This is a genomic window from Ensifer sp. LC384 (assembly GCF_001695865.1).
Classification (GTDB): Bacteria; Pseudomonadota; Alphaproteobacteria; order Rhizobiales; family Rhizobiaceae; genus Ensifer.
Map to the genome: position 1 here is coordinate 1 of NZ_MBST01000089.1, position 24762 is coordinate 24762.

Here is a 24762-nt window from a genome sequence, read left to right on the forward strand (position 1 = left end):
CGCCAGACCGAACCCCGGAAGCACACTCGGCTGGCGAAACCGCCAGCGCCTGTTGTGGCCATGCGCACTCAAATCCAGCTCACCTCTTCCATGCGCCCGGTCAAACCGAAGCGGTCCCCTGATGCCCGCAATTCCCCTGCAGGCTTGTCAAAGCAATCGGCCGGATCGGATGGCCCGGCCGATTGCATCCTGTCGCAAGCAAGGCGCGGTTATTGGCCCGGCTTGTAGATCTGATCGAACAGGCCACCTTCGCCGAAGAACTTTGGCTGCGCTTCCTTCCAGCCGCCAAAGTCGTCGATCGTCACGAGCTTGACGTCACCGAAGCGGGCGACATCCTTGGGATCGGCGACCTCCGGCTTGAACGGGCGATAATAGTGCTTCGCCGCGATCTTCTGGCCGGCATCACTGTAGAGGTAACCGAGATAGGCCTCGGCGACCTTGCGCGTGCCCTTGGCATCGACATTGCCGTCGACAAGCGCGACCGGCGGCTCGGCCTTGATCGAGATCGTCGGCGTGACGATGTCGAAATTATCGGGCCCGAGTTCTTCAAGCGAAAGATAGGCTTCGTTTTCCCAGGCCAGCAACACGTCGCCAAGGCCACGCTGCACAAAGGTGGTGGTCGAGCCACGCGCACCGGTATCGAGCACCGGCACGTGCTTGAACAGCTCCGTCACGAATTCCTGTGCCTTGCCATCGTCGCCGCCGTTGGCAGCGCGTGCGTAGGCCCAGGCTGCGAGGAAGTTCCAGCGCGCGCCGCCCGACGTCTTCGGGTTCGGCGTGATCACCTGAACGTCGTCCTTGACGAGATCGCCCCAGTCCTTGATGCCTTTCGGGTTGCCCTTGCGCACCAGGAAGACGATCGTCGACGTATAGGGTGCGCTGTTGTTTTCGAACTTGGTCTTCCAGTCCGTCGGGATCTTGCCGGTTTCCTTGGCGATCGCGTCGATATCCGCCTCGAGTGCCAGGGTGACGACGTCTGCCTGCAGGCCGTCGATCACGGAGCGAGCCTGCTTGCCCGAGCCGCCATGCGATGTCTGGATCGTCACGGTTTCGCCGGTGTCCGCCTTCCACTTTTCAGCGAAGGCTGTGTTGAAGTCCTTATACAGTTCACGTGTCGGGTCATAGGACACGTTCAGGATCGTCGTGTCGGCAAAAGCCACACTTGCAGCGCCAAGCTGCAGGCCTCCGACGACAATTGCCAGTCCCACAATTCCGGTAATTCGTCCAAAGCCCATCTCGACCTCCATCGGTTACCAGATAAAACTATCAATTTAATCGACTGTCACAACGCAAACTGATGATGCCGGAAGTGGCTATTGGGAAAAGTCCTATCGTTATTGTGCCTTTTTCGGGAACGGTTTGCCCAATGCCGGTTTGCCCGCCGATCTTCGCTGCTCGGCGAACGGGCGGGAGAATAGCATGGCGTCTTGTCAGCCGCGCCCCAAAATTCCGCTCGGTGATTCTCCGGGGCTGCCGCTTGGCCGCGGCTTCGACAATGCGATCCACGGGAATCTGCCCCGTCAGGCGGACGGCCAGCGTTGGAAAGGTCGGCCAGACGGCGATTGCGTCCGCTAAGGCAAGCTGACTAGAGGACGTGGCCGCGCGCGACGATCGGCCAAATGGTCTTGGGCTCGTCGCCTTCGACGATATGCACGGCGTCGACCATGTTGGTGACGACGCAGGCGTGGTTGGGAATGATCCGCAACTGCTCGCCAACAGTCAGGCCGATCGGTCCGTCGCTCACCAGCCGGCCATGTTCCTCCGAGAGCTGGTCGATGCGGATGTCGTCGCGGCCGAGCACATGACCATAACCTGTCAGACCCAGAAGGTCGGCGGTCAGGACCTTGCTGCCGGCATCGATGATCGCGCGGTGTTCCGACGGCACAGAGACGACGGTGGCGAGCACGGTGAGGGCACAGTCGTCCCAGGTTGCGACGCCGTGCGAAACGAGGGAGCGATCGTTGTAGATGTAGGTGCCGGGCCGATATTCGGTCGCAACCGGCGCGCCGGCCGCATGCATCATGCTGGGCGTGCCGCCGGAGGTGATCGCAGGCACGGCGATGCCATCCGCCTCGATCAGGTGCTTGGCTTCGCTCATGAAAGCCTGGACCTTCGCCTCACCTGCGATCGGCGGATAGGTCATCAGCCCCGCAAATTCGATGCCCTTGGCATCGTTGATCCGCTTTGCCAGACGCGCGGCATCCGCGGGCGTGCCGACGCCGCAGCGGTCCGCGCCGGTATTGCATTCGACGAACACGCGCAGCGGCTTCACCTTGTCGGCGAAATGGCCGGAAAGCCCGTCGATGACCGTCTCATTGTCGGCGACGACGGCCAGCGCGATGCGCCGGTTGAGGCGTTCGAGCCGGTTAAGCTTTGGCGTGCCGAGGATGTTGTAGGTGATCAGCACGTCGTTGATCCGCTCGCTGCCGTCAACCATGGCTTCGGCTTCGGTCACCTTCTGGCAGGTGATGCCGACGGCGCCTGCCTCCAGTTGCAGCTCAGCCATCTGCGGTAGCTTGTGGGTCTTGATATGCGGCCGCACGCGGATGCCATGCGCGTCCGCGTAGCCCTGGAACGTGCGGATGTTGCGTTTGGCAATCTCGATATCCACCAGGACGGCGGGTGTTTCGATCGGCAGGGGCATCGCTCATCAATTCCTTTTATCAGGCGCGGCACACGACGAAGCTACATCATCCGCCCTTGACAAGTTATGACCATCGGCTTTTGAGACGTCAATCCGTTGTTCAGGACTATAGTCCGTTATATTGGAGCAGTAATCACACCCCCCAAATGGGAGAATGCAGGTAATCAAGGGGCTCGCGGAGACGGGATGAGCATGTTGCTCGTGACCCACGCGATGCGGTTGGCCTATGAGGTTTCTTCGCGCGTGATCTTCATGAACCAGGGATGCATCGGTGAAGAGGGCAATCCGAGGGAAATGTTCCTGAAGTCGCAGACCGAGCGCCTGGCCGAGTTCCTGAAAACGTCGTCGTTCAATTGAGACCCAGCCACCGGTCGCAAGGCTCGGCCATGGGATGCGACGCGGAAACGCGCCTTCGCCGGTCTTGCGGCCGTTCTAGAGCAATTCCAGGAAAAGTGTGAAACGGTTTTCCGCCCGGAATTGCGTAGTTTCAAAGAGTTAGATCATTTCGCTGTTTCAATGAAACAATGAAATGATCTAGACTCTGGACACGCAGCGAGACCGACTGAACCTTGCCTTGCATTAGCCTAGAAGCAGCGATCGCCCGGTTTCCGGGTCGAACAGATGCAATGCGCCCTCGTCGAAAGCGAATGTCCGCTCTGCATCGATCGAAAGCTGCGTGCGCGGCGGCAGGCAGGCGGTGATGCGCTGGGCGCCGATGCGCGCCGTCGTCACCAGTTCGGGGCCGGTCAATTCGACCACCTCGACGCGCGCCGTCAGTCGCAGCGCATTCGCCTCGTCCGTTGCCAGCCGCAGCGCCTCCGGGCGGATGCCGACCTTGACACGTTGGCCATTCGACACCTTGCCGTGAAAACGCGTCGGCAGGGCGATCGGAGCGTCGCCGCCTTCCACGCGCAGACCGCTGTCTGATATGCCAGCCTCGAAAATGTTCATCGGCGGCGAACCGACGAAGCCGGCGACATAGAGCGTTGCCGGGCGATCGTAGATCTCTTCCGGCGTGCCGAGCTGTTCGATACGGCCATCGCGCATGACGGCAATGCGCGTCGCAAGCGTCATCGCCTCGATCTGGTCGTGGGTGACATAGACCACGGTCGTCTTCAGCAATTGGTGCAGCCGCTTCAGCTCCGTGCGCATCTCCATGCGCAGCTTGGCGTCGAGGTTCGACAGCGGTTCGTCGAAAAGGAAAACCTGCGGGTTGCGTACCAGCGCGCGGCCGATGGCGACGCGCTGGCGCTGGCCGCCGGAGAGCTGGCTCGGCTTGCGCCCGAGCAGGTTTTCGATCTGCAGCAGCCTTGCCGTTTCGTTGACCGCCTTTTCCCGCTCGGGTGCCGGAACTTTACGCATTTCGAGACCGAAGCCGATGTTTCGGGCGACGCTCATGTTCGGATAGAGCGCATAGGACTGGAACACCATGGCGATGTCGCGATCCTTGGGGTGCACGCCGACAATCGAGCGGGTGCCGATGCGAATGTCGCCGCCGCTGGGTTCGGCAAGGCCGGCAATGATGTTGAGCAGGGTCGACTTGCCGCAGCCCGAAGAGCCGAGCAGCACGAGGAATTCACCGCTTTCCAGCGCGATGTCGATGCCCTTCAGCGTTTCGACTTCGCCGTAGCGCTTGTGAATGTTGCGGATCTCAAGCGCGCTCATGCGATCGTCTCCTGAAGAAAGGCGGACAAGGGTTTTCCGTAGCTGCGCGGCAGCGTCGAGATCGCCTGCGAGGCGATGGTGACGCCGGTGCGCAGGCAATCCTCAAGCGCCCCCCCGGCGGCGAGGGCGGCGAGGAAGCCGGCGTTGAACACGTCGCCCGCGCCGATCGTGTCGATCACTTTGACCAGGGGGGCGGCAACGGAGACGATGTCTCCCGTCGGGCCGAGCGCCAGGGCGCCATTCGGCCCGCGCTTGACGACGACGATCGCATCTTCAGGCATATGCGTCTTGAGCGCGCGCGCTGCCTCTGCGGCATCGGCAAGGCCGGTCAGCGTCGTCGTCTCGACCTCGTTGAAGAGCGCGAGGCGACAGCGCTTCAACCAGCCGATGGTCGCGGCACAGTTGGCATCCGTCCAGCCGTCGAGCGGCCAGCCGGTGTCGAGTGCCACGGCGATATCGTGCGCCTCGGCCCAATCGAAGAAATCGTCATAGGCCGCGGTCAGCGCATCGGTCAGGAACGAGCCGGCAAGCAGCGCCAGGCCGCCACGCAGGCGCTCGCCGTCGAGCATTGCGCGGACCTCGTCGAAACTGAAGAGCGGCAGGTGCCCGCGGGTGGTGAAGAAGGTGCGCTCGCCGTCCGGATGAGTGATGCCGACCGACAGTGTCGTGCCGACGTTCTCCACCGGCCAGGCACTTGCCCGCGCGGCAAAGGCGTCCCTCAGCCAGGTGCCGAACTGGTCGTTGCCGATGTTGGCGGCAATCGCATAGTCGACCCCGAGCGAATCCCAGGCAAGCGCGCTGTTGCCGGCGCAGCCGCCGACGCGCAGCTCGTCATGATCGACGATGATCTCGGTCCCGGCCTTCGGCCAGGGAGCAGCCGGACCGAGGATGAGATCGACGTTGACATTGCCGATGACGACAAGAGGACGCATGCTTCATTCGCTCCGGGTAATCTTGGTCGATCGGACCGGCGTTCCGGCATCGGCGACACGTGCCTCGGCAAAGGCGATCATGAACGTTTGTGCCACCGGCAGCATCGCAAAGATCGCCGCCATGCCGGCGGCCGGTTTGTAGGAAAGGGTGGTCACGCCAGGGATCGGTGCCTCGCCGGAGGCATCGAAGACGACGACCGGCGAACCGGCTTCGGCGGCGGAAACCGCCATGGCGCTGACGAGACCGGCGGTCGCGTCGGCGGCGCGAAACAAAACGAGACCGACCGACGGCCCGAGCATTTCCATCGGCCCATGCCGCAACTGCCCGCCTTCGAGCGAGAAGCAGGGTAGCCGGGACAGCTCTGCCAGCCCGAGCCCGATCGCTTCGGCCAATCCTTGCAGCTGGCGCCCCGAGGTGACGACAGCGCGAACACCTGCGAGCGTCGCCAGTGCTGCCGCCAGGTCAGGCGCCTGGCGGTTTTCAATCGCCAGCAGCGACGGCGACGGATCGTCGTCAAGGGCGGCAAGGATCGCGAGATGCAAAGCAAAGCTGATCGTCAGGCTGCGCGTCGCGGCAAAGGCCTTCTCCGTGCCGCCGACGCCGACCAGAGATGGGGCGTTCCGGGCCAAAAAGGAGTCGCCTTCGAGGGTCAGACCGAAGGTATCGCCGGTCGCACCATTCGTCTCGGCGAACCAGCGCAGAACCTCGGCGCTTTCTCCGGACTGGGACGTGACGAGGATCGTCTTGCCTTCGATTGCCAGCGGTTGCCCAAGCTGTTCGGACAGCGGCAGTGCGATCGCATCGATGCCGTGGGCACGGTAGAGCGGTTCGACGGCGCGGCCGACCGCATGCGAGCCACCCATTCCCAGCAGCAGCAGCCTTCCGGTCGCTTTGAGCGACGCGGCGATCCTGCCTGTGAGCGCCTGTGCGGCGTGGAACGAGGCGACGGCGTCTGAAGCCTGGCGGGCCATTTCGTGGTCGATTGCAATGAGCCCGGCCGGGCGGTTTCTGGTATCGGTCATGGTCATCCCTTGACGCCGCCGCTGGTGAGCCCGGAAATCAGGGCTTTCTGCATGATAAGACCGATCAGCACCGGGGGCAGGGCGGCCAGCACTCCGGCGGTTGCGATCAGTCCGTAATCGGAAACGCGGCCGCCGGCGAGATCGGCGATGGCGACCGTCAGGGTTTTCGCGCGCAGGTCCGAGGTGAACAGCAGCGCATAGAAGAATTCGTCCCAGGCAAGCAGGAAGGCAAAGAGCGCCGATGTCGCCATGACGGGGGCGGCGAGCGGCAAGGTGATCAGCCTGAGGATCTGATCGAGCCTGGCGCCGTCGATCATGGCAGCGCTCTCGATCTCCTTCGGAATGGAATCGAAGCCGGATTTCAACAGCCACGTGGTGAAGGGCGCAAGGATGGTGAGATAGACGAGCGCCAGGCCGAAGACCGAATTCAACAGGCCGAGATAGGCAAGCCCCATATAGAGCGGCACGGCCAGCGCCACTGGCGGCAGCATGTAGGTCGCGATCACCGCATAGAGCGACCACGAGACTGAGGGCGTGCGCGACACAGCCCACGCCGAGGGGATGGCGACAGCGATGGCCGCAACCGTCGCCATGCCGGCGACCTTGAGGCTGTTGAAGAGCGAAGCGACGAAGGCGGCGCCGGCGGTGTTTTCGAGCGTGCTCAGCAACAGCCCGTAGCGCGAAAGGTCGATCTCATCAGGCCACCAGCTGAGCGGCTTTGCCGAAAGGTCGGCCGCAGACGAGATGCTCATGATGAACAGCCACAGGACGGGCGCCAGGATGACGGCCGCCAGCAACAGGGCGCCGGCGTAGACGAAGGCGGTGAAGAGCGGGCTCTGGCGTTCCATCAGGTGGCTCCTGCAGCTTTGCGGACCAGAGCCGCATAGGCAACCGCCAGGATCGTGACGAGCAAGGTGACGATCAGCGCCAGCGAGGCGCCGGATCCTGCCCGCTGAAAGGAAAAGGCTTCCTGATAGACGAGGATCGACAGCGTGCGCGTGCTGTTGGCCGGACCGCCGCGGGTCATCACCCAGATGATGTCGAAAACCTTGAAGGCTTCGATCGTCCGCAGCACCAGCGCCACGAGCAGTGGGCCCGCGAGATAGGGCATGATGACGTAGCGGAAGCGATTGAACGGGCCGGCGCCGTCGACGAGCGAGGCGGCCGTGATGTCGCGTGGCACGGCCTGGAGTGCCGCAAGCGCGATCAGGGCGACGAGTGGAAAGTTCTTCCAACAGTCGGCAACGATCAGAGCCGTCAATGCTGAACCGGGTTCGCCGAGCCAGGAGCGATAGCTGTCGATCAGCCCGATCTGCGTCAGGGCCGCGTTGAGCGCGCCATATTCCGGATTGTAGATCAGCCGCCACAGCGTCGCGTTGACGACCGTCGGCAAGGCCCAGGGCAGGATCATCAATGCGCGCAGCGCCGTGCGACCGCGGAACTGCTGGTTGAGCAGCAGCGCCGCCAGCACGCCGATCACCATTTCGGCGGTCACGGAGACAACCGCGAACCAGGTGGTGGTGACCAATGCCCGCTGGAAATTCGAACCGCCGAGAACCTTGGCATAGTTGTCGAGGCCGACGAAACTGCCTTCGGTGCCGACGAGCTTTGCGTCGGTGAACGAAAGCCTGACTGTGTCGACCAGCGGCCAGCCGATGACAGCGATCATGACTACGAGCAACGGCAGCATCAAAAGCCACGCGCGCGTTGTTATCCAGGTACCGGACATGGGATGGGAACCTTTTGGGCCATCTACAGTGTCGCGCGTCAGATATGACGCGCAATGGACGCTGTAGCGCTTTAAACCTGCCGCATAATTTTCTCCTTAAATCGATTCCGATTTAAGGAATTATGCCTTAGGCCATCATGCTATTGCCGGCGAAACCGTTCCGGCAAGTCCCGGGCGGCAGTGCCACCCGGGAGGTCGAAGCCGAAGCGATCAGAGTCCGCTGTTTTCTGCGGCGGTCTTGAGCGCATCCTCGGCGGATGCTTGGCCAAGCAACGCTTCCTGGATCGCCTGCTGCAGGGCTGTCGAAAGCTCCTGGTATTTCGGCGTCGTCGGGCGCGGATACATGGCTGCAAGACCGAGCTTGGCAGCGGCGATCAGCTCTTCCTGGCCCTTGGTGACGGTGGCATCTTCATAGGAAGAGGCCCAGATAGGCAGGCTCAGCTTGGCATAGGCGTTCTGCGTCTGCTGCGAGGTCATGTGGACGATATACTTCCACGCCTCGTCCGGGTGCTTGCTGGTCGAGGTAACGCCGAGACCCATCGAGCCGTTGACGGCCGAAACCTCGCTCTTGCCTGCGACACCCGGTGCCGGCACGACGCCGACCTTGCCGGCGACCTTGCTTTCCTTCGGGTCGTTGGCGAGGTTGTACATGTAGGTCCAGTTGAGCGCGAAGGCGGCTTCACCGTTCTGGAAGACCTTGCGAACGTCTTCCTCAAGGAATTCCTTCGAGTTCGGATTGGTCAGGCCGGACGAATAGCTCGTCACCATGTAGTTGAGCGCGTCGAGACCGCCGCCCGAGGTAAACGCCGGCTTGCCGCCGTCGATGAACTTGCCGCCATAGGCGCTGACAAGCGTTGTGTAGTCGCAGATCGCGGCTTCGGCTTGCGACCAGCTCCAGGCGATCGGCGCTGCGACCAGCCCCTTGTCCTTGATGACCTTTGCCTGTTCGGCCAATTCGTCCCAGGTCTTCGGCGGCGCCTTGATGCCGGCTTTCTCAAGGATTTCCTTGTTATAGAACAGGTATTTGGTGTCGAGGATCCACGGCATGCCGTAGCGCTTGGCGTCATATTCGACCGTCGTCCAGGCGCCCGGCAGAATGCCTGATTTCATTTCGTCGGTGATGCGGTCAGAGACGTCGACCAGCACCTTGTTGGCGGCGTATTCCGCCGGCCAGATCACGTCGAAGAGCACGACGTCGTAGCCGCCGCCGGTGCCCTGCGCCAGCACGGTCTTGTCGTGCAGGCCTTCATAGGGAACGAATTCGAGATTGACCTTCACGTCCGGGTTGGCCTTGGTGAAGGCCTCGGTCATGGCGCGGACATCGGCCTCGCTATAGGCCGCCTGCGCCATGAACAGCGCACTGAGCGTGGTTTCGGCATAGGCGTGGCCGGCAAAGGACAAGCCGAGCAAGGTCGCGCTGAGCAACGTGGTCTTAATGGATTTCAACATTCCTGCCTCCAATAACTGAGTGGTTCAGTTTTCCCGGCACACCTCCCCGGTGGGCCGAATATGAGAAATCCGCCCGCTTGCGGACGGCCGTCGACATATCTATCGGAGCGCTCGTAACGGCCTGCGGCCGCCACCTTCGTTCCCCCGGAGCTCGTTGCGGCTCCCAATTAAGTCAATTGTCTTGACTTATTTCTTGTTCAATATTCTAACAGTGTCAAGTGGGGTTTTGGAATGAATGATTTACGGCCGATCCGGGCCAAGAGCGGCACCAATCAGGAAGGGGCGAGCGCCCACAACCGTCGCGTCATGATCGATGCGCTGCGGTTGAACGGGCAATTGTCCCGCGCCGACCTTGCCCGCGCCACGGCGCTGACGAAGCAGACGGTTTCAAACATCATCGACGAGCTGGAGCGCGACGGGCTCGTCCAGTCGCTGGCAGCCGTTCGCCACGGCCGGGGACAGCCGTCGACGCCCTATCGCCTCGTTGCCGAAGGTGCCTTTGCCATCGGCCTGCAGATCGATCGTCACGTCACCCGCACCATCGCAGTCGATCTGGTGGGCACGGTCCTTGCGCGTGGGGAGGCCAACCTTCCTGCCGGCGGACCGGCGACCGGCGTCGAGACCATTCTCGACCTGATCGAAAAGACCCGACACGACCTTGCGTCGATCGCGCCGCAATCGGAGGATCGCCTGGTTGGCCTCGGTGCGGCGATGCCCGGTCCCTTCGGCATCGAAGCCGAGGACGACGATCCCTGGATGATGGCGGCCTGGCAGAATTTTCCGCTGCTCGAAACGCTTGCCGCCGGCACCGGCCTCGACGTTGGTCTGCAGAACGATTCCGCGGCCGCAGCCACGGCCGAGCGTTTGGTCGGCGCCGCGCATGGCGTCGATCACGCGATCTGCATCTATCTCGGCTACGGCCTTGGCGCCGGGCTGATCCTCAACGGCGAGCTTTATCGCGGCGCCAACGGCAATGCCGGCGAGATCGGCATGATCCTCAGCCGGCCGCGCGGTGTTGCCGAGCATGAGCGCACGCCGCTGGAACACCGCGCGTCGATCGCTTCATTGTGCAAGTTGCTCGAACTCGATCCGGCCGACCCGAACCTCTATGCCCGCATCGATGCGGCGGTGGCCGGCGAGGATGCCCGGTTGGCCGGTTGGCTGGATGCGGCGGTTTACGAGTTGCGTGCGGCCGTCCAGGCGCTCGAAACCATCTTCGACCCGCAGACGGTGATCCTTTGCGGCGGACTTCCGCCTGGCTTGGCGCAGTTGATCACGAATGCGATGCAGCCGCTGCTGCCGTCCCTCGCCGATCGCCGCGATCGCAGCCTGCCGCGCCTGCAGATCGGCTTTACCGATCCCTGGGCGGTCGCGATCGGCGCTGCCGCCGAGCCGATCAGCCGCACTTTCGACCCGCGCTTTTCCGCGATCCTGAAGATCCGTACAGCCGACCTTTCCTGACGGTGCCGTCAGCGCCGTGTGCGGGCACAATCACGTCCCCGGTTCGTCTAGGCGAGCAAGTTCGGCATATTCGGCCGCGAGGAAGTCGAGCAATGCCCTCACCGAGGGAAGCAGTCCGCGCCGGGATGGAAAAGCGGCGTGAATGATTCCGGCCCGGGGCGCCCAGTCGGGCAGCACGTCGACCAGTGTTCCATCCTTCAGGTCCTGCCGCACGACCATTGCAGGCAGTTGCGTGACGCCGACGCCTTTCAGGGCGGCAAGGCGCAGGGCCACCATGTCTTCGGTAACGAGCCGCGGACTATGGCGCACGATGGCATTGGCGCCGTTCGGCCCGTCCAGGCACCATTCATGCTCCTGCCTGTTCGAATTCCATGCAAGGCTCGGAAGGGCCGTGAGATCGGCCGGCGTCAGCGGCCGTGTGTCATGACCGAGCAGTCGGGGGCTGGCGACCAGACGTTGTGCGCTTTCGGCCAGCCTCTTGACCACGAGATCGCTCTCCTCAAGCGGAGGGAAACGGACGCGAATGGCCACGTCTATGCCTTCGCGCAGCACGTCTACCTGTCTGTTGGTGCTTTCGAGCACCACCTCGACCTTCGGGCAGCCGGCCATGAAGCGGGCAATCATCTCCCCGACCTGGAAATAGAGGACCGAGGAGGGACAGCTGACATGCACGATGCCCTGCGGCTCGGAGCGCGTGCGGTCGATCACTTCCTGCGCTGCTTCCGCCTCAACCAGCATTGCCACGCAATGGCGGTAATACTCCCTGCCGATCTCTGTCACGACAAAGTGGCGCGTCGAACGCTGGACAAGGCGGACACCGAGCCGCTCTTCCAGCATGCCGATGCGACGGCTCAGCCGCGAACGCGGCATGTTGAGCTTGCGCGCGGCAGCGGCGAAGCCGTTCTGCTCGACGACATCGACGAAAAGCTTAAGGTCGTTCAAGTCCTGCATCGTGAATTATTGTCCTATTGATAGGACACTATAGTCCCATTTGGCTGTCTACCGCCAGGTTTGTCGCGGGAATATGTTCCTCTCAACGTCATCGCTTGCAAGGCGATGCACAAGGAGAAACAGACATGCGCAAGATACTCGGCATCTTTGGAAACCCCCGGCCACATTGGGTCGGCGATGGCTTTCCGGTCCGCTCGCTGCTTTCCCATGACAGCGTCGGCGAACATGCAAGCCCGTTCCTGCTGCTCGACTATGCCGGTCCGACGGAGTTCGCACCGGCCAGCCGCCCGCGTGGTGTAGGCGTGCATCCGCATCGTGGCTTCGAGACGGTCACCATCGTCTACAGGGGAGAAGTGGACCACCGCGACTCCGCCGGCAATGGCGGCCATATCGGCCCGGGCGACGTTCAATGGATGACGGCCGCCGGCGGCATCCTGCACGAGGAACATCACTCCGAGGCATTCACCAAACAGGGCGGGACGCTGGAAATGGTCCAGCTCTGGGTCAACCTGCCGGCGCGCGCCAAGTCCACAAAGCCGGGATATCAGACCCTGCTCAACCGCGACATTCCCGAGGTGGTGCTACCGGAAGGGGCCGGCACGCTGCGGGTCATTGCCGGAGAATTTGATGGTCGCGACGGACCGGCCAAGACGTTTACGCCGATCAATCTTTGGGACCTTCGCCTGAGCGAGGGCGGTTCGCTCGCGCTCGATCTGCCCGAGGGCAATTCGGTCGGTCTGGCGGTGCTGCATGGTACCGTGCTCGTCAACGGCAGCGACCTGATCGGCGAGGCCCAGTTTGGGCTCATGAGCCGCGAAGGCGGTGCCATTACGCTCGATGCCAGCTCCGATGCGAGCGTGCTCGTGCTGAGCGGCGAGCCGATCGACGAACCGGTGGTCATGCATGGCCCCTTCGTGATGAACACCGCCGACGAAATCCGTCAGGCCTTTGCCGACTTCCAGAACGGCAGCTTCGGTGCCGTCTCGGCGCCGGCGCTTTGAGTTCTCGGAGGCTCGTTTCCTTCGCGCCGAGCCCCAACCTGGCCACGATCGGCCCGAGCGCGCGGAGATCAATCGCAAACAGGAGACAAACATGAGCACGCCCAACACAATCGCAAACTTCAACGGCGCCCGTCCGGTCATCGATCCGGATGATGCGGTCATGCTTCTGATCGACCATCAGAGCGGCCTGTTCCAGACCGTCAACGACATGCCGATGCCGAAGCTGCGCGCCCATGCGGCAGCGCTTGCCAGCATGGCAACGCTGACCAAGATGCCGGTCATCACCACGGCATCGGTGCCGCAGGGACCGAACGGCCCGCTGATCCCGGAAATTCATGCGAACGCACCGCACGCCAAGTATGTCGCCCGTCGCGGGGAGATCAATGCCTGGGACAATCCGGACTTCGTGGCGGCCGTCAAGGCGACGGGCCGCAAGACGCTGATCATCGCTGGCACCATCACCAGCGTTTGCATGGCGTTTCCGGCCATCAGCGCCGCGCATGAGGGCTACAAGGTCTTCGCCGTCATCGACGCGTCGGGCACCTACTCGAAAATGGCGCAGGAGATCACGCTTGCCCGTGTCGTTCAGGCGGGCGTTGTCCCGATGGACACGGCCGCGGTCGCCTCCGAACTGCAGCGGACCTGGCACCGTGACGACGCGCAGCAATGGGCCGAGATCTACACCAAGATCTTCCCGGAGTATCAGTTGCTGATCGAAAGCTACCTGAAGGCGCAACAGGTCGAGAAAGATCACGAGCGGCTGGATTCGACCCGCGGCTGAACCAGTATATCGCATAAAAACAATGGTTTACAGCGTGGCTAGCGAAGCCTAGAGATCGCGGCGTGCTTTAGCAAGTCTTCAAATCGGCGTCGCCGGCAGGGAAGCCCTGCCGGCGGCCTTGCCGTTATTTCAGGTCGATCTGCAGCACGGTCTGCAACAGAACCCCGGCACCGCGCGCGCATTCCTGAGGCGAGGAATATTCTGCCTCGTTGTGCGACAACCCGTCCTTTGAGGGCACGAAGATCATCGCGGTCGGGCAGATGCCGGCAATATGGGCGGCATCGTGACCGGCGCCGGAGACGACCTCGGTCGCGGAGTATCCGAGCGCCCGGGCGCTGGCGCGCACCGCATCGACGATGGCAGGATCGAAGACCACCGGTTGTTTCGACCAGATGGGATTAAGTACGGCCTTGGCATCGATCGCGCCGACGGACCGCTCCAGAGCCGCCTGCATCAGGTCAAGCCCTTCTTCCGATGGGTGGCGCATATCGATCTGCAATTGCACCGCGCCGGGCACGACATTGCGCGAATTGGGGCCGACCGCGACAAAGCCTGTTGTGCCGACGCCGGGGAGATGTCGGTGCGCGATATCGCGCACGGCAAGCACGATCTGAGAGGCCGCGACCAACGCGTCATTGCGCTGCGCCATCGGTGTGCTGCCCGCATGGGCTTCCGTCCCCGTGATTGCGACATCGAACCACCGTACACCCTGCACGCCGGTGACGATGCCGATCTGCGTTGCCGCCGCCTCCAGCAGCGGACCCTGCTCGATGTGGAGCTCGACATAGGCGGCAAAACCGACTTGCCCGACAGGAGTTTCGCCGCGATAGCCGATGGTTTCGAGCGCCGTTTGCACGCTCGTTCCATCCTGGTCCAGCACGGCATCGATCGCTTCCAGGCGCGATGCGCCGGCGAAGACGCCGGAACCCATCATTGCCGGCGAGAAGCGCGAACCTTCCTCGTTCGTCCAGTTGACGACCGTGAGGTTGTGCCGCAACACCGTTGCGGTCTCTTTCAGCGTGCGGATCAGTTCAAGCCCGGCGAGAACCCCCAGGATACCGTCGAACCTGCCGCCCTGCGGCTGGGTATCGAGATGGCTGCCGACGGCGATCGGCGACAGCGACGGGTCTTCGCCGGGGTAGGTGGCGAAGATATTGCCGATCCGGTCGACTTCGATCATGCAGCCAAGCGAACGGCATTCTGCGACGAACCAGTCGCGGACTTGGCGGTCTTCCTCCGTCAGCGTCAACCGGGTGACACCACCCTTGTCGGTGCCGCCGAAGCGCGCCGTGGAAACGATATCCGCCCACAGCCGGTCGCCGTTGATCTCAGGCATGTTGGTGCCCGTGGCCGGCGTGTTGCGCGCGTGTCCGGCCGCGGTCATTTCTTTTCTCCGGCCGCTTCAGTATTCAATCGGTAGCGGAAATCGCAATGGGATGCGCCCTGCATCACCGTTTGCGTGCGCTCAAGCGTGATGCGCGGATCGTAACCGGTGCAGAACACGCCGTCGCGGTTGCAGGACAGCAGATGCCCGATATGGCCGAGCCCCATCTCGCGATAGGTCTCGGCGTATCGACAGCGTTTGACGTTGTAGTGGAATTCGTCGTCGGTCGCCTTGGTCACCTCGATCGTCAGGGCATCGTCCTGCGTCCAGAGATCCTGCAACTCCTGGAACGTCCGAAGATTGGTGCCGCCGGGCGTCTTGGCGGCAAATGCCTTGCCGGCCTCGATGGCGGCTTGGCTGACGGCCTTGTCGATGATCGCCTGGGCGCGCTCCTCGCCGATCTCTTCGCGCATCGCCTCATAGATCGGCGCGATGATCCCGGCCTCGATGCGCCGTCGTGCGAGAATGCCCAACTCGCCTTCCATCGCCGCTCGCGAAGTCGCGGCGCTTTCTGTCTTGTCCGATTCCGCCTTGTCCGATTCCGCCATGAAGATACCCTGCCTCCCTGCCCAACAGATGATTGGATCGATTGAGGTACAGGATACACCGCGAGCGAGGCCGCTGTGTTGCAAATCCGTGCCATTCGCAAAGGCAGCTGCGCAAATATTTCGCGCCGCTTGGCATTTTCCGCGGAATTACTCTTGGCTCGTTAGGGCTCTCCGAACGGCTTGCGCCCATCTGGCGAAAACCGTTGTGCTCAAATCAGCGACATCAAGCGATCCGTTATCGTTCGCTGCTCGAAACAAACCACCGATAATAAGCGTTGGCCGGTTCGATCCGCATCAACAACCCCATATCGCGAGCCCATTCGGCGCGGCAGCCGGCATAGGCGGTGAGAGGCGCTCTCATGCCTCCCTTGGTTCGGCGCCGAGCGCCGGGTTGAGGTCAGGCAGTTCGTTGGCCGGCGCCGGCTCGTCGTCGGAGGTTTGCTCGAGCCAGAGCCGCCTGGCCCTGCGGAGGCCGGTTCTGAGCGGCAGGAGATTGGCCTTCTGCGCCGTATTCTGTGCGCTTCGATAAAGTAACCGCTGGTGCTCGGCGAAGGCTGCCCTTGTCTCCACGTCTGCGAAGCGGTCTAGCCAGCGGGCTAACGGTATGTTTCCCGTCTTTCGCGACCACGCGTCGATCGCCGCCTCAAAACGTTGGGCGTCGCCACTGCGGCATCCCTCATCGACGCGATGGAAAGCCGTGGGTTCGGACTGCGCCCGCCGCATCCGTGCTTCGTCAAGCCACGCCTGAATACGGCCGGTCAAATCGGCGGCAACGTGGATCAGAAGCGCCAGCGCGGTCACGGCCAGCAGGGCGGCGCCCCACCATTGCCAATCGAAGGGTGCTTTCTCCGGCGGTGGGGAAGGCGGGGCTAGAGCGGTCGCATTTGCTGGCGCTGCCGCAACCGACACCTTGGCCCCAGGCGCTTCGGCCGTTTTTGTCTTGCCGACCGTCGGATCGAACCACTGCACGGTGATCGCGGGGATCGCGTAGTTTCCCGCTTTTGCGAAGACATAGGTGGCCGTGTCCTTGCGGACGCCGCCGCGAAATTCGCCGCGGTCCGATCTGTCCTCGGAGAGGACGGGGTCGTGGACATAGACCTGCACGCCGGCCGCCGCCTCGAAGGTCGGTTCGGGGATCATCATCGCCGCCAACCCTTCCGCATGGACGGTGACAGTGCGCACCAGGGCATCGCCGGCGCGCAGGCTCGCCGGGTCCCGGTCGAAGGCCTGGGTGATCGTCACTTTCGCGGCGGTGACGCCGGCTTGGCCGTCAGCGCCGCCGGGCACTGCCGTCACCGTCAGGCGCAGCGCCGGCAGTTTAACGCGGCCTTGTGTAGTTTCGCCGGGGACGGCCGCATAGCCGAACGGGATATCGACAGGCGGCAATACGTAGTCTCCGGCCGCCTGCGGGGTGATCACATAGGTCTTGCGGATGCCGGAAAAGGCGGCGCCATCGACGGTTTCGCTCAGGTTCATGCCGCGATCATCGGGCATAGCGACAACCGCCCCCGGCAGGTCGAACAGCGGAAATTGCGGCGCCGCGAGGAAGTAGTTCGGCACAAAAACATCAACGTCGACTTCTACCTGCTGTCCGGCGTAGATCGTTCCCTTGGTGGCGAGCGTGGCGCGGGCAAATGGCTCGGCGGCAAGCGCGAAGTTCGCCAGCGACAGCCAGAGGGTGAACAACCCGAGGAGAATGGGCAAGATGCGAAGGTTCATGGTTTCGCATCCTTCGCTTCGATCGCGAATTTCCGTGCCAGCAGATCGGCCGGAGAGACCTGGATATTGCGCATCCACATCTCGGTGGTCTGCGGCGCCCCCTGGACTGTGGCCTCCTTGCCCTTTTTGCCCTTGTCGTCGAACTGGACCTGGTCGGGGTCCATGCCCGCCTGTTCCTGCTGTTCATCCTGTTCTTGCTTGTCCTTGTCGGCCTTGCGTTTCTCAGCCACCGCCAGGTTCTGCTTGGCCTCTAGCCAGTCCGGGCGCCGTTTCAGAGCCTGCTGGTAGGCGGCGATCGCTTCTTCAGCCTTGTCGAGATGCATCAGGGCGTTGCCCTGATTATAGTAGCTTTCGGCCGTGTCAGCCTGGGCAAAGGCGTCGATGGCATCCTGGTAGCGCCCGATACGATAGGCCGCGACGCCCTGCCAGGCCGGATCGGTGAAATCGCCGGCCGCCCCCTGGAAGTCACCGCGCTCGAAGGCGCGCTGGCCCTGCTGGTCCGGTGTAAACCAGAGATCGGCAAAGCTGCGATCGGCTGCCTCCGCCTTTGCTCCCGATAACACCGTGCCGACGGCAATCAGATAGACTGCCCAGCGCACCGTCCAGCCCCGACGGAACCAGAACGCGGCGAGGAGCGCGATCGGGATGGTCAGCCACCAGCCGGCGTCGTACCAGCGCGTCACACCTTCGGCGGTCTTTTGCGCAAAGCTGCTCTGGATCCGCCGCACGATCCAACGCACGTCGCTGTCGTCGAGCGTGACCGTCGCGACCTCAGCATTCGAGGCCGCCTGCAATGCCTTCAGTGCATCGATATCCAGTTTTGCGTGAACGCGCGCGCCTGACGCATCGGTCAGGAACTGGCCGTCGGCGGTCTTCACCGGGCCACCGTCCGCGGTGCCGATGCCGAGCACCATCAGGTCGTTGCGGCCCTTGTACTGCGCAAAGGCTTCGAACGCCGTGCGCTCGACGCCATCAGTCATGAACAGGATCGTGCCCGGCACGGTTTCGCTGGAAAGGGCGTTTTCCGTCGCTTGCAGCGCTTTGCCGGTGTCCCTGCCGGCAACCGGCATGATGCCCGGCGACAAGGCTGCCAGATAGGTCTTGACGAGGTTCGCATCGTCGGTGAGCGGCAGCACCATGTGGGCCGTACCGGCATAGGCAAACAGGGCGGTGCGCGCGCCCTTTCGCAGCGAAAGGATGTCCTGCACCTTCAGCTTGGCCCGCTCGAGCCGCGTCGGCGAAACATCGGTGGCATTCATCGTTTCAGTCAGGTCGATCGCGATCGCCAGCGGCGCGGTATCCTCGACGAAGGGTGGCTTTTCGCGTTGCCATGTCGGACCGGCAGCTGCGATCGCGGCGATCATAATCAGGCCAGCCGTCAGATGAACGGGATGAAAGCGGCGCTTCCCGGCTTTCTCGATCAGCAGGTGATCGAGAAGATGCGGCGCAATCATGTCCCGCCATTGGGAGCGCACGTCGGTGCGTCTACCGATCAGAACGACGAGCAAGGGCGCTGCTGCCAGCGCCAGCAGCCAGAGTGGTCTGAGGAAATGGAAGTCGGCAATCATGCCCCGGCCTCCCGTTCGCGACGCCGGTCCGCATGCGCTGACAGCAGCCACATGATCGCGTGATAGGCGAGGACGATGATCAGCGACGCACCGAGCGGATAATGGAACAATTCGATACGTGGCCGCCAGGATAGGGTCTTCTGGTTCGCAGGCGTCAACTGGTCGAGCAACTCGTAGATGTTCTGGAGCGACGTCTGGTCCTGGCCGAAGAAGTAGCGACCGTGCGTCGCCGTAGCGATCTGTTGCAGGATTGATGTGTCGAGCTTCTGCTCCCCTTGCGCATTGGGATCGCCGATACCGACAGTGTGGATGACGATGTGTTTTTCGGCTGCGATGCCGGCGGCCTTGTCGGGCGGCATCTTGCTGGCCGTGTCGTTGCCGTCGGTCAGCAGGATCAGGACCTTATCCGGCGCCGTGCTTTGGTCGAACATCTTGATTGCAAGGCCGATCGCATCGCCGATCGCGGTGCGCGGCCCCGCCATGCCCGGCAGGCTGTCGGCCAGCATCGCCTTGACGGTCTTGTGGTCGAGCGTGAACGGCACGAGCGGGTAGGGCGCGTCGCCAAAGGCGACCAGGCCGAGCCGGTCGTCGGGGCGCTTGTCGATGAAGTCGCCAACAACCGCATGCACGGCATCGACACGGGTCTGCAGATTGCCGCCGGGATCGTGAAAGTCGCGCGTATCCATTGATTGCGACAGGTCGATCGCCAGCATCAGATCGCGCTGCGGTTCGATCTTTTCGATCGGCGGTTCGATATATTGCGGCCGTGCCAGCGCCAGCACGATCAGGACCCAGCAGATCGGCGCAATCAGCTTTTGCCCGAGGTTTGACTTGGGCACGACCGATCCTTCGGTCGCGCCGATGCCCGCCGCCGCGGTGATGTCCTTGAAGAACGGGATCCGGACCGCCGCCGATTGCTCGCGATAGGCGGGGAGGAGCCACCAGATGACGACGGGAAGCGGCAGCAGGACGAGCAGCCAGGAATGATCAAGAACGTACATGGTGCGCCTCGATCCAGTGCCGCGCCGCAGCGACGTGAGCCTTGGCTTCGGCCTCGGGAACAGATGCCAATGCCGCCGGTCCGCGGTATTCCGCCTCTTCGAAGAAACGCGCCGCGGCTTCGGGAAGGACAGGGCCACCGGAATGGGCGTCGAGAAAGCCGATCCAGCCTCTGCCGCTCAGATTGGCAATCGTCTCGCGGGGCCAGACCGCGAGCGCGGTGCGCTTGAGAAGGGCGGGCAGGGCAGCGAGCGCATCGCCACGTGTTTGGGCCGTGCCGATGCCCTCTTCGATCAGACGAAGTTCGCCAAGCGCCTCGCGACGATAGCGATTGATCTCACGGTATCGATACCAGCGCCAGAGCGCGAAGGCGATTGCCAGGACAACGAGCGCGGCGAGCACGGCCCAGGCCCAGGTCTGCGGCAGCATGGAGACGCGCGGCGGCAAGGCGATATCGGCAAGACCGCGGAGCGCGGCAGCGAGACCAGGATCGACCGATGGCGTGGCGCCTTCCATCGCTACCGTCTCCGCTGACGCCAGGCCAATTGGCCGAGCATGTTGCGCAATTGCGGTGCGATCTCTTCCGCCGAAGAAATGGGCAGCATCGGCAGGCCCAGGTCCTGCTGCCATGCCAGCAGCGCACGCCCGCGCTTGCGGGCGAAGCTGTCGATCGCCTCGCGGACGTTTCCGTGGCCAAATTGAAGCTCGGCCTGCTGAGCGCCGCCACTGACGACGATGTCGCCCTTGCGCGGCAATTCCAGCATGAAGGGGTCGTAGATCAGGATAGCGATCACGTCATTGTGGGCCGACAGCTTGAGCAGCATGTCGCGCGTTTCCAGACCGTGCCCGTCGAAATCGCTGATGACGATGATCAAGTGATCATGCTTGGCGATATTGGCGACGGTCGAGAGCACGAGGTCCAGTTGCTCGTCGCCCCTTGCTACCTGAGAGGCAGCGGTGAGCGCCGTATTGTGGCGAACGATGATGTCGGCAAAACGAATGACGGCCTCGCGGCTGTGATAGGGCCGGACCTCGTCGACGGTCTCGTCTCCGAAGACGAAGCCGCCGACCCGGTCGCCGAGCGCGGTGATGCGCCAGGCGCAAAGGGCCGCCACCTCTGCCGCGGCCACCGACTTCATGGCGCGGCGGCTGCCGAAGAACATGTTGATGCGTTGGTCGACGATAACAAGGGCCGGTCGATCCTTCTCCTCGTCATAGACCCGCACGACGGGCTTGCCGGTGCGCGCCGTCACCCTCCAGTCGATGGTTCGGATGTCGTCGCCCGGCAGGTATTCGCGAAGTTCCTCGAAGGAAAGCCCGCGGCCGCGCATGCGCGATTCATGGCGTCCAGCCAGCAAGCGCCGAACCGGCGCCTTGCGCAGGAAGGTCAGATCGCAGGCAATCGCTTCGAGCCCGACCAGTTCGTCGACGGAGGTGTAAGCGCCTGATGCTTCCCCTTTTCCGGGATGGGCGATGCCCTTCGATCGGGCGAATGCGGACAGGGATATTGCCATCGGCCCTTCTCCATCTCTCAGGCGACAGCGACTTGCTGCACGATCCGGTCCACGACCTGGTTGGCAGTGGTGCCGCCGGCATGGGCTTCATAGGAAAGGACGAGACGATGGCGGAAGACGTCGTGTACCGTTGCCTGCACGTCGTCCGGCGTCACGAAGTCTCTGCCCTTCAGCCAGGCGTGGGCGCGCGAGACCTTGTCGAGACCGATGACGCCGCGCGGACTGATGCCCACCTGGATCCATTTGGCCAGGTCCATGTCGAGCTTGTCCGGGTAGCGCGTCGCCATGACGAGGGCGACGATGTAGTCCTCGATCGCGCCCGAGACGGTCACCGTCGAGATTTCCTTGCGTGCCGAAAATACCGCGGCCTGCGCCAGCTTTTCGTCGGACCTGGCTTTGACGGCGGCAGCCGTTTCTTCCGACCGTACCAGCCGCATGATCTCGGCCTCCGACTTGGCGTCGGGGTAGTCGACCTGGATGTGCATCAGGAAGCGATCGAGCTGGGCCTCCGGCAAGGGGTAGGTGCCCTCCTGTTCGATCGGGTTCTGTGTTGCCATGACCATGAAGAGGTCAGGCAATTCGTGACTGGCCCCGCCGACCGTGACTTGCCGCTCCTCCATCGCCTCAAGCAGGGCGGACTGCACTTTCGCAGGAGCGCGGTTTACTTCGTCGGCAAGGATGAGGTTGGCGAAGACCGGGCCTTGCTGAAAGCGGAACTCGCCCTTGCCGCCTTCCGTGAAATAGACTTCCGAACCGGTGATATCGGAGGGCAGAAGGTCCGGTGTGAACTGGATGCGCGACAGCTCGGCGTCGAGGTTCTTCGCCATGCTCTTGATCGCCCGCGTCTTGGCAAGCCCGGGCAGGCCTTCGACCAGCAGGTGGCCGTTGCTCAGCAGGCCGAGCAGCAGGCGTTCGATCATGCCTTCCTGGCCGACAATGGCTTCGCCGATCCGCTTGCCGAGCTGTTCGATGTCGTCACGTGTACCCATGAGATTTAGCCCCTCCCGCCTGCCCGGCGGCGCCAGCCCTTGTGAACTCTCCGCCGAGATTAAGGTTACATGTGGCCCGATGGAAAGAACGTAACAGTAACGAAGCGGGCGATTGCGGTTCTCGATCACTCCGCGGGCGCGGCAAGCGGCGCCCGAATTCAATTCATGTTCCGTCGTAACAGTTACGTACTTTGGCGTCGGAAAGTTTGCGTCTAGACTTCGGGATATCAGGATGGTCGAGACATCTGCCCGGGAGATCGAACCCATATGCAAGCACTAGCCACAAGACCGACCCCCGACGAAACGCCAATGGCGATCAGCGCGCGCGAGCCGATCTGGATCGACGGCGGCACCTTCACCATGGGATCCGACAGCCATTACCCCGAAGAGGCGCCGGCTCACCCGGTGAAGGTCGATGGCTTCTGGATCGACGTCACGCCGGTCACCAACCGGCAGTTTGGCGCATTTGTCGAGGCGACCGGTTATGTCACGGTCGCCGAGAAGGCTCCTGATCCGAAGGACTATCCGGGTGCCAAGCCGGAAATGATGCGTGCGGGTTCGGTTATCTTCGACCCTCCCAAACGTGTCGTCAGTCGGGATTCCTCACAATGGTGGGATTTCAAGTTCGGCGCCGATTGGCGACGGCCCTATGGCCGGCAAAGCAACATTCGCGGCAAGCTCGACCATCCCGTCGTGCACATCTCCTATATCGATGCCATGGCCTACGCGGCCTGGGCCGGCAAGGAGCTGCCGACGGAAGCCGAGTGGGAGTTTGCGGCCAAGGGAGGCCTTGAGGGGGCGGAATACGCATGGGGCGACGAACTGGTTCCGGAAGGTCGCTTCATGGCCAATACCTGGCACGGCGCCTTCCCGACCGAGAACCTGCGTCCTGACGGTTTCGAGCGGACGTCGCCCGTCGCCAGCTTCCCACCCAACGGTTATGGCCTTTACGATATGATCGGCAATGTCTGGGAATGGACAAGCGACTACTGGTCGAGCAACCACCCGGAGCCTGCGCAAAAAAACTGCTGCATCCCCGCCAATCCGCGCGGCGGCGGGGCCGAGGCGAGTTACGACCCGAGGCAGCCGGACATCCTGATCGCACGGCGGGTGGTAAAGGGCGGGTCGCATCTCTGCGCGCCGAATTACTGCCGCCGCTATCGCCCGGCAGCCCGCCATGCGCATGAGGAGAATGCGGCAACGACCCATATCGGTTTCCGCTGCATCCGTCGGCCCTAGGCGTTCCGCGCTCAAATTCTGTTTCAGTTGAGGAGGACACCCGATGCCCATGACAATAGGACCGCTTGCGTCGATTGCGGCGAATGCGCAAGGGAGAGGCTGGCGGCGGCGAACCTTTATGGGTGCTGTGGCATCGCTGGCGTTCATGCTGGCCGCTCCGGCGCTTGTGGTGGCTGCCGATGCGCCTCCAGCCGGTCTTCCCTCCTGGAACGACAGCGAGGCGAAATCGGCCATCGTCGACTTCGTGACGCGGGTGACGACTGAGGGTGGCCCTGATTATGTCTCCGAGGCAGACCGCATAGCGGTGTTCGACAACGATGGTACGCTCTGGACCGAGCAGCCAATGTATTTCCAGGCGATGTTCATCAATGATCGCATCAAGGCCCTGGCCCCGGAGCATCCGGAATGGAAGGACAAGGAACCCTTCGCGTCGCTGCTCAAGGGCGACATGGCGGGCGTTGCGGCGGCCGGTCAAAAAGGCCTTGTCGAGCTTGGCATGGCGACCCATGCGGGCATGACGACGGACGAATTCGCGAAGATCGTCAAGGACTGGTTCGCGAGCGCGAAGCATCCCCGTTTCGACCGGCCCTACAACGAGATTACCTACCTGCCGATGAGAGAGGTGTTGGATTATCTCCGCGAGAACGGCTTCAAGACCTACATCGTTTCGGGCGGCGGCATCGAGTTCATGCGGCCAATGACCGAGCAGATGTACGGGATCCCTCCTGAGCAGGTTGTCGGCAGCACCATAGCCACCAAATATGAACTTCAGGGCGACACGCCGGTGCTGATGCGCGAGCCGACGGTGGATTTCATCGACGATGGCCCCGGCAAGCCGGTTGGAATCAACAGGTTCATCGGTCGCCGCCCGATCTTCGCCGCGGGGAATTCCGACGGTGACTACGAGATGCTGCGATGGGTTACGTCGGGCTCGGGCCCAAGCTTCGGGATGATCGTGCATCACACGGACGGCGAGCGGGAATGGGCCTACGATCGCCAGTCGCATGTGGGCAAGCTCGACAAGGCGATGACCGAGGCGGAACAGCGAAAGTGGCTCCTCGTCGACATGAAGGCCGACTGGAACAAGATCTACGCTTTCGAGAAATAGACAGAGTAGCGGCAATATCACTCGCCGCCGACATAGCGGCGAGTGATGCCGATATGCC

The 24762-nt window shown here is 63.0% G+C and carries 22 protein-coding genes and 1 pseudogene; 6 read left to right on the forward strand and 17 right to left on the reverse strand.

Going from position 1 to position 24762, the window contains the following annotated elements; all coding sequences use genetic code 11:
- Positions 1–209: 209 nt before the first annotated feature.
- Both BC363_RS31960 and BC363_RS31965 read right to left on the reverse strand, forming a co-directional pair.
- Entirely contained in the window at positions 210–1235 is a 1026-nt protein-coding gene (locus BC363_RS31960; protein ID WP_065784397.1) for a sulfate ABC transporter substrate-binding protein, read from the reverse strand.
- 350 nt (positions 1236–1585) lie between these two features.
- Entirely contained in the window at positions 1586–2644 is a 1059-nt protein-coding gene (locus BC363_RS31965) for a D-TA family PLP-dependent enzyme (protein WP_065784202.1), read from the reverse strand.
- A 180-nt stretch (positions 2645–2824) separates the two neighbouring features.
- Here BC363_RS31965 and BC363_RS34045 point away from each other — a divergent pair.
- Positions 2825–3001, forward strand: a pseudogene (locus tag BC363_RS34045) (amino acid ABC transporter ATP-binding protein); the annotation flags it as partial.
- Between the two features lie 222 nt (positions 3002–3223).
- Here the strand turns inward: BC363_RS34045 and ugpC are convergent.
- From ugpC to BC363_RS31995, 6 genes are all read right to left on the reverse strand, one after another.
- On the reverse strand, positions 3224–4309 hold the full coding sequence (gene ugpC, locus BC363_RS31970) for a sn-glycerol-3-phosphate ABC transporter ATP-binding protein UgpC (protein ID WP_065784203.1): 1086 nt from the start codon (positions 4307–4309) through the stop codon (positions 3224–3226).
- Positions 4306–5241 carry a carbohydrate kinase family protein gene (locus BC363_RS31975; RefSeq protein WP_065784204.1) on the reverse strand — a complete coding sequence of 312 codons (936 nt, stop codon included), beginning with the start codon at positions 5239–5241 and terminating at the stop codon, positions 4306–4308. The genes ugpC and BC363_RS31975 overlap by 4 nt, the downstream gene beginning before the upstream one ends.
- Positions 5242–5244: 3 nt before the next feature.
- Entirely contained in the window at positions 5245–6270 is a 1026-nt protein-coding gene (locus BC363_RS31980; protein WP_065784205.1) for an aminotransferase, read from the reverse strand.
- Positions 6267–7112: a carbohydrate ABC transporter permease gene (locus BC363_RS31985; RefSeq protein WP_065784206.1), complete on the reverse strand. Its 846-nt coding sequence runs from the start codon at positions 7110–7112 to the stop codon at positions 6267–6269. Before BC363_RS31985 ends, BC363_RS31980 begins: the two co-directional genes overlap by 4 nt.
- Positions 7112–7993: a sugar ABC transporter permease gene (locus BC363_RS31990; protein WP_065784207.1), complete on the reverse strand. Its 882-nt coding sequence runs from the start codon at positions 7991–7993 to the stop codon at positions 7112–7114. The genes BC363_RS31985 and BC363_RS31990 overlap by 1 nt, the downstream gene beginning before the upstream one ends.
- A 210-nt stretch (positions 7994–8203) precedes the next feature.
- Positions 8204–9442, reverse strand: coding sequence for an extracellular solute-binding protein (locus BC363_RS31995; RefSeq protein WP_065784208.1), 1239 nt, complete (start codon positions 9440–9442; stop codon positions 8204–8206).
- 231 nt (positions 9443–9673) lie between these two features.
- On the opposite strand from BC363_RS31995, the gene BC363_RS32000 reads away from it, so the two are divergent.
- Positions 9674–10903 (forward strand): ROK family transcriptional regulator, encoded by a 1230-nt coding sequence (locus BC363_RS32000; protein ID WP_065784209.1) that lies wholly within the window; start codon positions 9674–9676, stop codon positions 10901–10903.
- Between the two features lie 30 nt (positions 10904–10933).
- Here the strand turns inward: BC363_RS32000 and BC363_RS32005 are convergent, their stop codons facing one another.
- Positions 10934–11854: a LysR family transcriptional regulator gene (locus BC363_RS32005; protein ID WP_065784210.1), complete on the reverse strand. Its 921-nt coding sequence runs from the start codon at positions 11852–11854 to the stop codon at positions 10934–10936.
- Positions 11855–11979: 125 nt separating this feature from the next.
- On the opposite strand from BC363_RS32005, the gene BC363_RS32010 reads away from it, so the two are divergent.
- Positions 11980–12855 carry a pirin family protein gene (locus BC363_RS32010; RefSeq protein WP_065784211.1) on the forward strand — a complete coding sequence of 292 codons (876 nt, stop codon included), beginning with the start codon at positions 11980–11982 and terminating at the stop codon, positions 12853–12855.
- Positions 12856–12946: 91 nt separating this feature from the next.
- Positions 12947–13636, forward strand: a complete 690-nt coding sequence (locus BC363_RS32015; protein WP_065784212.1) for an isochorismatase family protein — start codon at positions 12947–12949, stop codon at positions 13634–13636.
- A gap of 124 nt (positions 13637–13760) precedes the next feature.
- Here BC363_RS32015 and BC363_RS32020 read toward each other — a convergent pair whose 3' ends face one another.
- The 8 genes from BC363_RS32020 to BC363_RS32055 form a co-directional block, all read right to left on the reverse strand.
- A complete protein-coding gene (locus BC363_RS32020; RefSeq protein ID WP_065784213.1) occupies positions 13761–15020 on the reverse strand; it encodes a M20 family metallo-hydrolase in 1260 nt (419 codons plus the stop codon).
- Positions 15017–15568, reverse strand: coding sequence for an L-2-amino-thiazoline-4-carboxylic acid hydrolase (locus BC363_RS32025; RefSeq protein WP_065784214.1), 552 nt, complete (start codon positions 15566–15568; stop codon positions 15017–15019). The genes BC363_RS32020 and BC363_RS32025 overlap by 4 nt, the downstream gene beginning before the upstream one ends.
- 357 nt (positions 15569–15925) lie before the next feature.
- Positions 15926–17287, reverse strand: a complete 1362-nt coding sequence (locus BC363_RS32030) for a BatD family protein (protein ID WP_065784215.1) — start codon at positions 17285–17287, stop codon at positions 15926–15928.
- Complete coding sequence (locus tag BC363_RS32035) at positions 17284–18855, reverse strand: VWA domain-containing protein (RefSeq protein WP_065784216.1); 1572 nt, start codon at positions 18853–18855, stop codon at positions 17284–17286. Before BC363_RS32035 ends, BC363_RS32030 begins: the two co-directional genes overlap by 4 nt.
- Positions 18852–19856 (reverse strand): VWA domain-containing protein, encoded by a 1005-nt coding sequence (locus tag BC363_RS32040; RefSeq protein WP_065784217.1) that lies wholly within the window; start codon positions 19854–19856, stop codon positions 18852–18854. The genes BC363_RS32035 and BC363_RS32040 overlap by 4 nt, the downstream gene beginning before the upstream one ends.
- The gene (locus BC363_RS32045) at positions 19843–20370 is read right to left on the reverse strand and encodes a DUF4381 domain-containing protein (RefSeq protein WP_065784218.1); all 528 of its coding nucleotides are present in this window, start codon (positions 20368–20370) and stop codon (positions 19843–19845) included. Before BC363_RS32045 ends, BC363_RS32040 begins: the two co-directional genes overlap by 14 nt.
- A 2-nt stretch (positions 20371–20372) precedes the next feature.
- Positions 20373–21368 (reverse strand): DUF58 domain-containing protein, encoded by a 996-nt coding sequence (locus tag BC363_RS32050; RefSeq protein ID WP_083223538.1) that lies wholly within the window; start codon positions 21366–21368, stop codon positions 20373–20375.
- A 17-nt stretch (positions 21369–21385) separates the two neighbouring features.
- The gene (locus tag BC363_RS32055; RefSeq protein ID WP_065784219.1) at positions 21386–22357 is read right to left on the reverse strand and encodes a MoxR family ATPase; all 972 of its coding nucleotides are present in this window, start codon (positions 22355–22357) and stop codon (positions 21386–21388) included.
- Positions 22358–22666: 309 nt separating this feature from the next.
- Here BC363_RS32055 and BC363_RS32060 point away from each other — a divergent pair, with 309 nt between their 5' ends.
- Both BC363_RS32060 and BC363_RS32065 read left to right on the forward strand, forming a co-directional pair.
- The gene (locus BC363_RS32060) at positions 22667–23596 is read left to right on the forward strand and encodes a formylglycine-generating enzyme family protein (RefSeq protein ID WP_065784220.1); all 930 of its coding nucleotides are present in this window, start codon (positions 22667–22669) and stop codon (positions 23594–23596) included.
- A gap of 145 nt (positions 23597–23741) precedes the next feature.
- The gene (locus BC363_RS32065) at positions 23742–24704 is read left to right on the forward strand and encodes an HAD family hydrolase (protein ID WP_141690529.1); all 963 of its coding nucleotides are present in this window, start codon (positions 23742–23744) and stop codon (positions 24702–24704) included.
- The last annotated feature ends 58 nt before the right edge of the window (positions 24705–24762 follow it).

Bases quoted from the DNA above. Each gene is read 5' to 3' on its own strand.
- BC363_RS31995 (WP_065784208.1), bottom strand. From the start codon at position 9,442: ATGTTGAAATCCATTAAGACCACGTTGCTCAGCGCGACCTTGCTCGGC.
- BC363_RS31990 (WP_065784207.1), bottom strand. From the start codon at position 7,993: ATGTCCGGTACCTGGATAACAACGCGCGCGTGGCTTTTGATGCTGCCG.
- BC363_RS31980 (WP_065784205.1), bottom strand. From the start codon at position 6,270: ATGACCATGACCGATACCAGAAACCGCCCGGCCGGGCTCATTGCAATC.
- BC363_RS32020 (WP_065784213.1), bottom strand. From the start codon at position 15,020: ATGACCGCGGCCGGACACGCGCGCAACACGCCGGCCACGGGCACCAAC.
- BC363_RS32060 (WP_065784220.1), top strand. From the start codon at position 22,667: ATGGCGATCAGCGCGCGCGAGCCGATCTGGATCGACGGCGGCACCTTC.
- BC363_RS32010 (WP_065784211.1), top strand. From the start codon at position 11,980: ATGCGCAAGATACTCGGCATCTTTGGAAACCCCCGGCCACATTGGGTC.
- BC363_RS31965 (WP_065784202.1), bottom strand. From the start codon at position 2,644: ATGCCCCTGCCGATCGAAACACCCGCCGTCCTGGTGGATATCGAGATT.
- BC363_RS32055 (WP_065784219.1), bottom strand. From the start codon at position 22,357: ATGGGTACACGTGACGACATCGAACAGCTCGGCAAGCGGATCGGCGAA.
- BC363_RS31960 (WP_065784397.1), bottom strand. From the start codon at position 1,235: ATGGGCTTTGGACGAATTACCGGAATTGTGGGACTGGCAATTGTCGTC.
- BC363_RS32050 (WP_083223538.1), bottom strand. From the start codon at position 21,368: ATGGCAATATCCCTGTCCGCATTCGCCCGATCGAAGGGCATCGCCCAT.
- BC363_RS32015 (WP_065784212.1), top strand. From the start codon at position 12,947: ATGAGCACGCCCAACACAATCGCAAACTTCAACGGCGCCCGTCCGGTC.
- BC363_RS31985 (WP_065784206.1), bottom strand. From the start codon at position 7,112: ATGGAACGCCAGAGCCCGCTCTTCACCGCCTTCGTCTACGCCGGCGCC.
- BC363_RS32035 (WP_065784216.1), bottom strand. From the start codon at position 18,855: ATGATTGCCGACTTCCATTTCCTCAGACCACTCTGGCTGCTGGCGCTG.
- BC363_RS32000 (WP_065784209.1), top strand. From the start codon at position 9,674: ATGAATGATTTACGGCCGATCCGGGCCAAGAGCGGCACCAATCAGGAA.
- BC363_RS32030 (WP_065784215.1), bottom strand. From the start codon at position 17,287: ATGAACCTTCGCATCTTGCCCATTCTCCTCGGGTTGTTCACCCTCTGG.
- BC363_RS31975 (WP_065784204.1), bottom strand. From the start codon at position 5,241: ATGCGTCCTCTTGTCGTCATCGGCAATGTCAACGTCGATCTCATCCTC.
- BC363_RS32005 (WP_065784210.1), bottom strand. From the start codon at position 11,854: ATGCAGGACTTGAACGACCTTAAGCTTTTCGTCGATGTCGTCGAGCAG.
- BC363_RS32025 (WP_065784214.1), bottom strand. From the start codon at position 15,568: ATGGCGGAATCGGACAAGGCGGAATCGGACAAGACAGAAAGCGCCGCG.
- ugpC (WP_065784203.1), bottom strand. From the start codon at position 4,309: ATGAGCGCGCTTGAGATCCGCAACATTCACAAGCGCTACGGCGAAGTC.
- BC363_RS32045 (WP_065784218.1), bottom strand. From the start codon at position 20,370: ATGGAAGGCGCCACGCCATCGGTCGATCCTGGTCTCGCTGCCGCGCTC.
- BC363_RS32040 (WP_065784217.1), bottom strand. From the start codon at position 19,856: ATGTACGTTCTTGATCATTCCTGGCTGCTCGTCCTGCTGCCGCTTCCC.
- BC363_RS32065 (WP_141690529.1), top strand. From the start codon at position 23,742: ATGCTGGCCGCTCCGGCGCTTGTGGTGGCTGCCGATGCGCCTCCAGCC.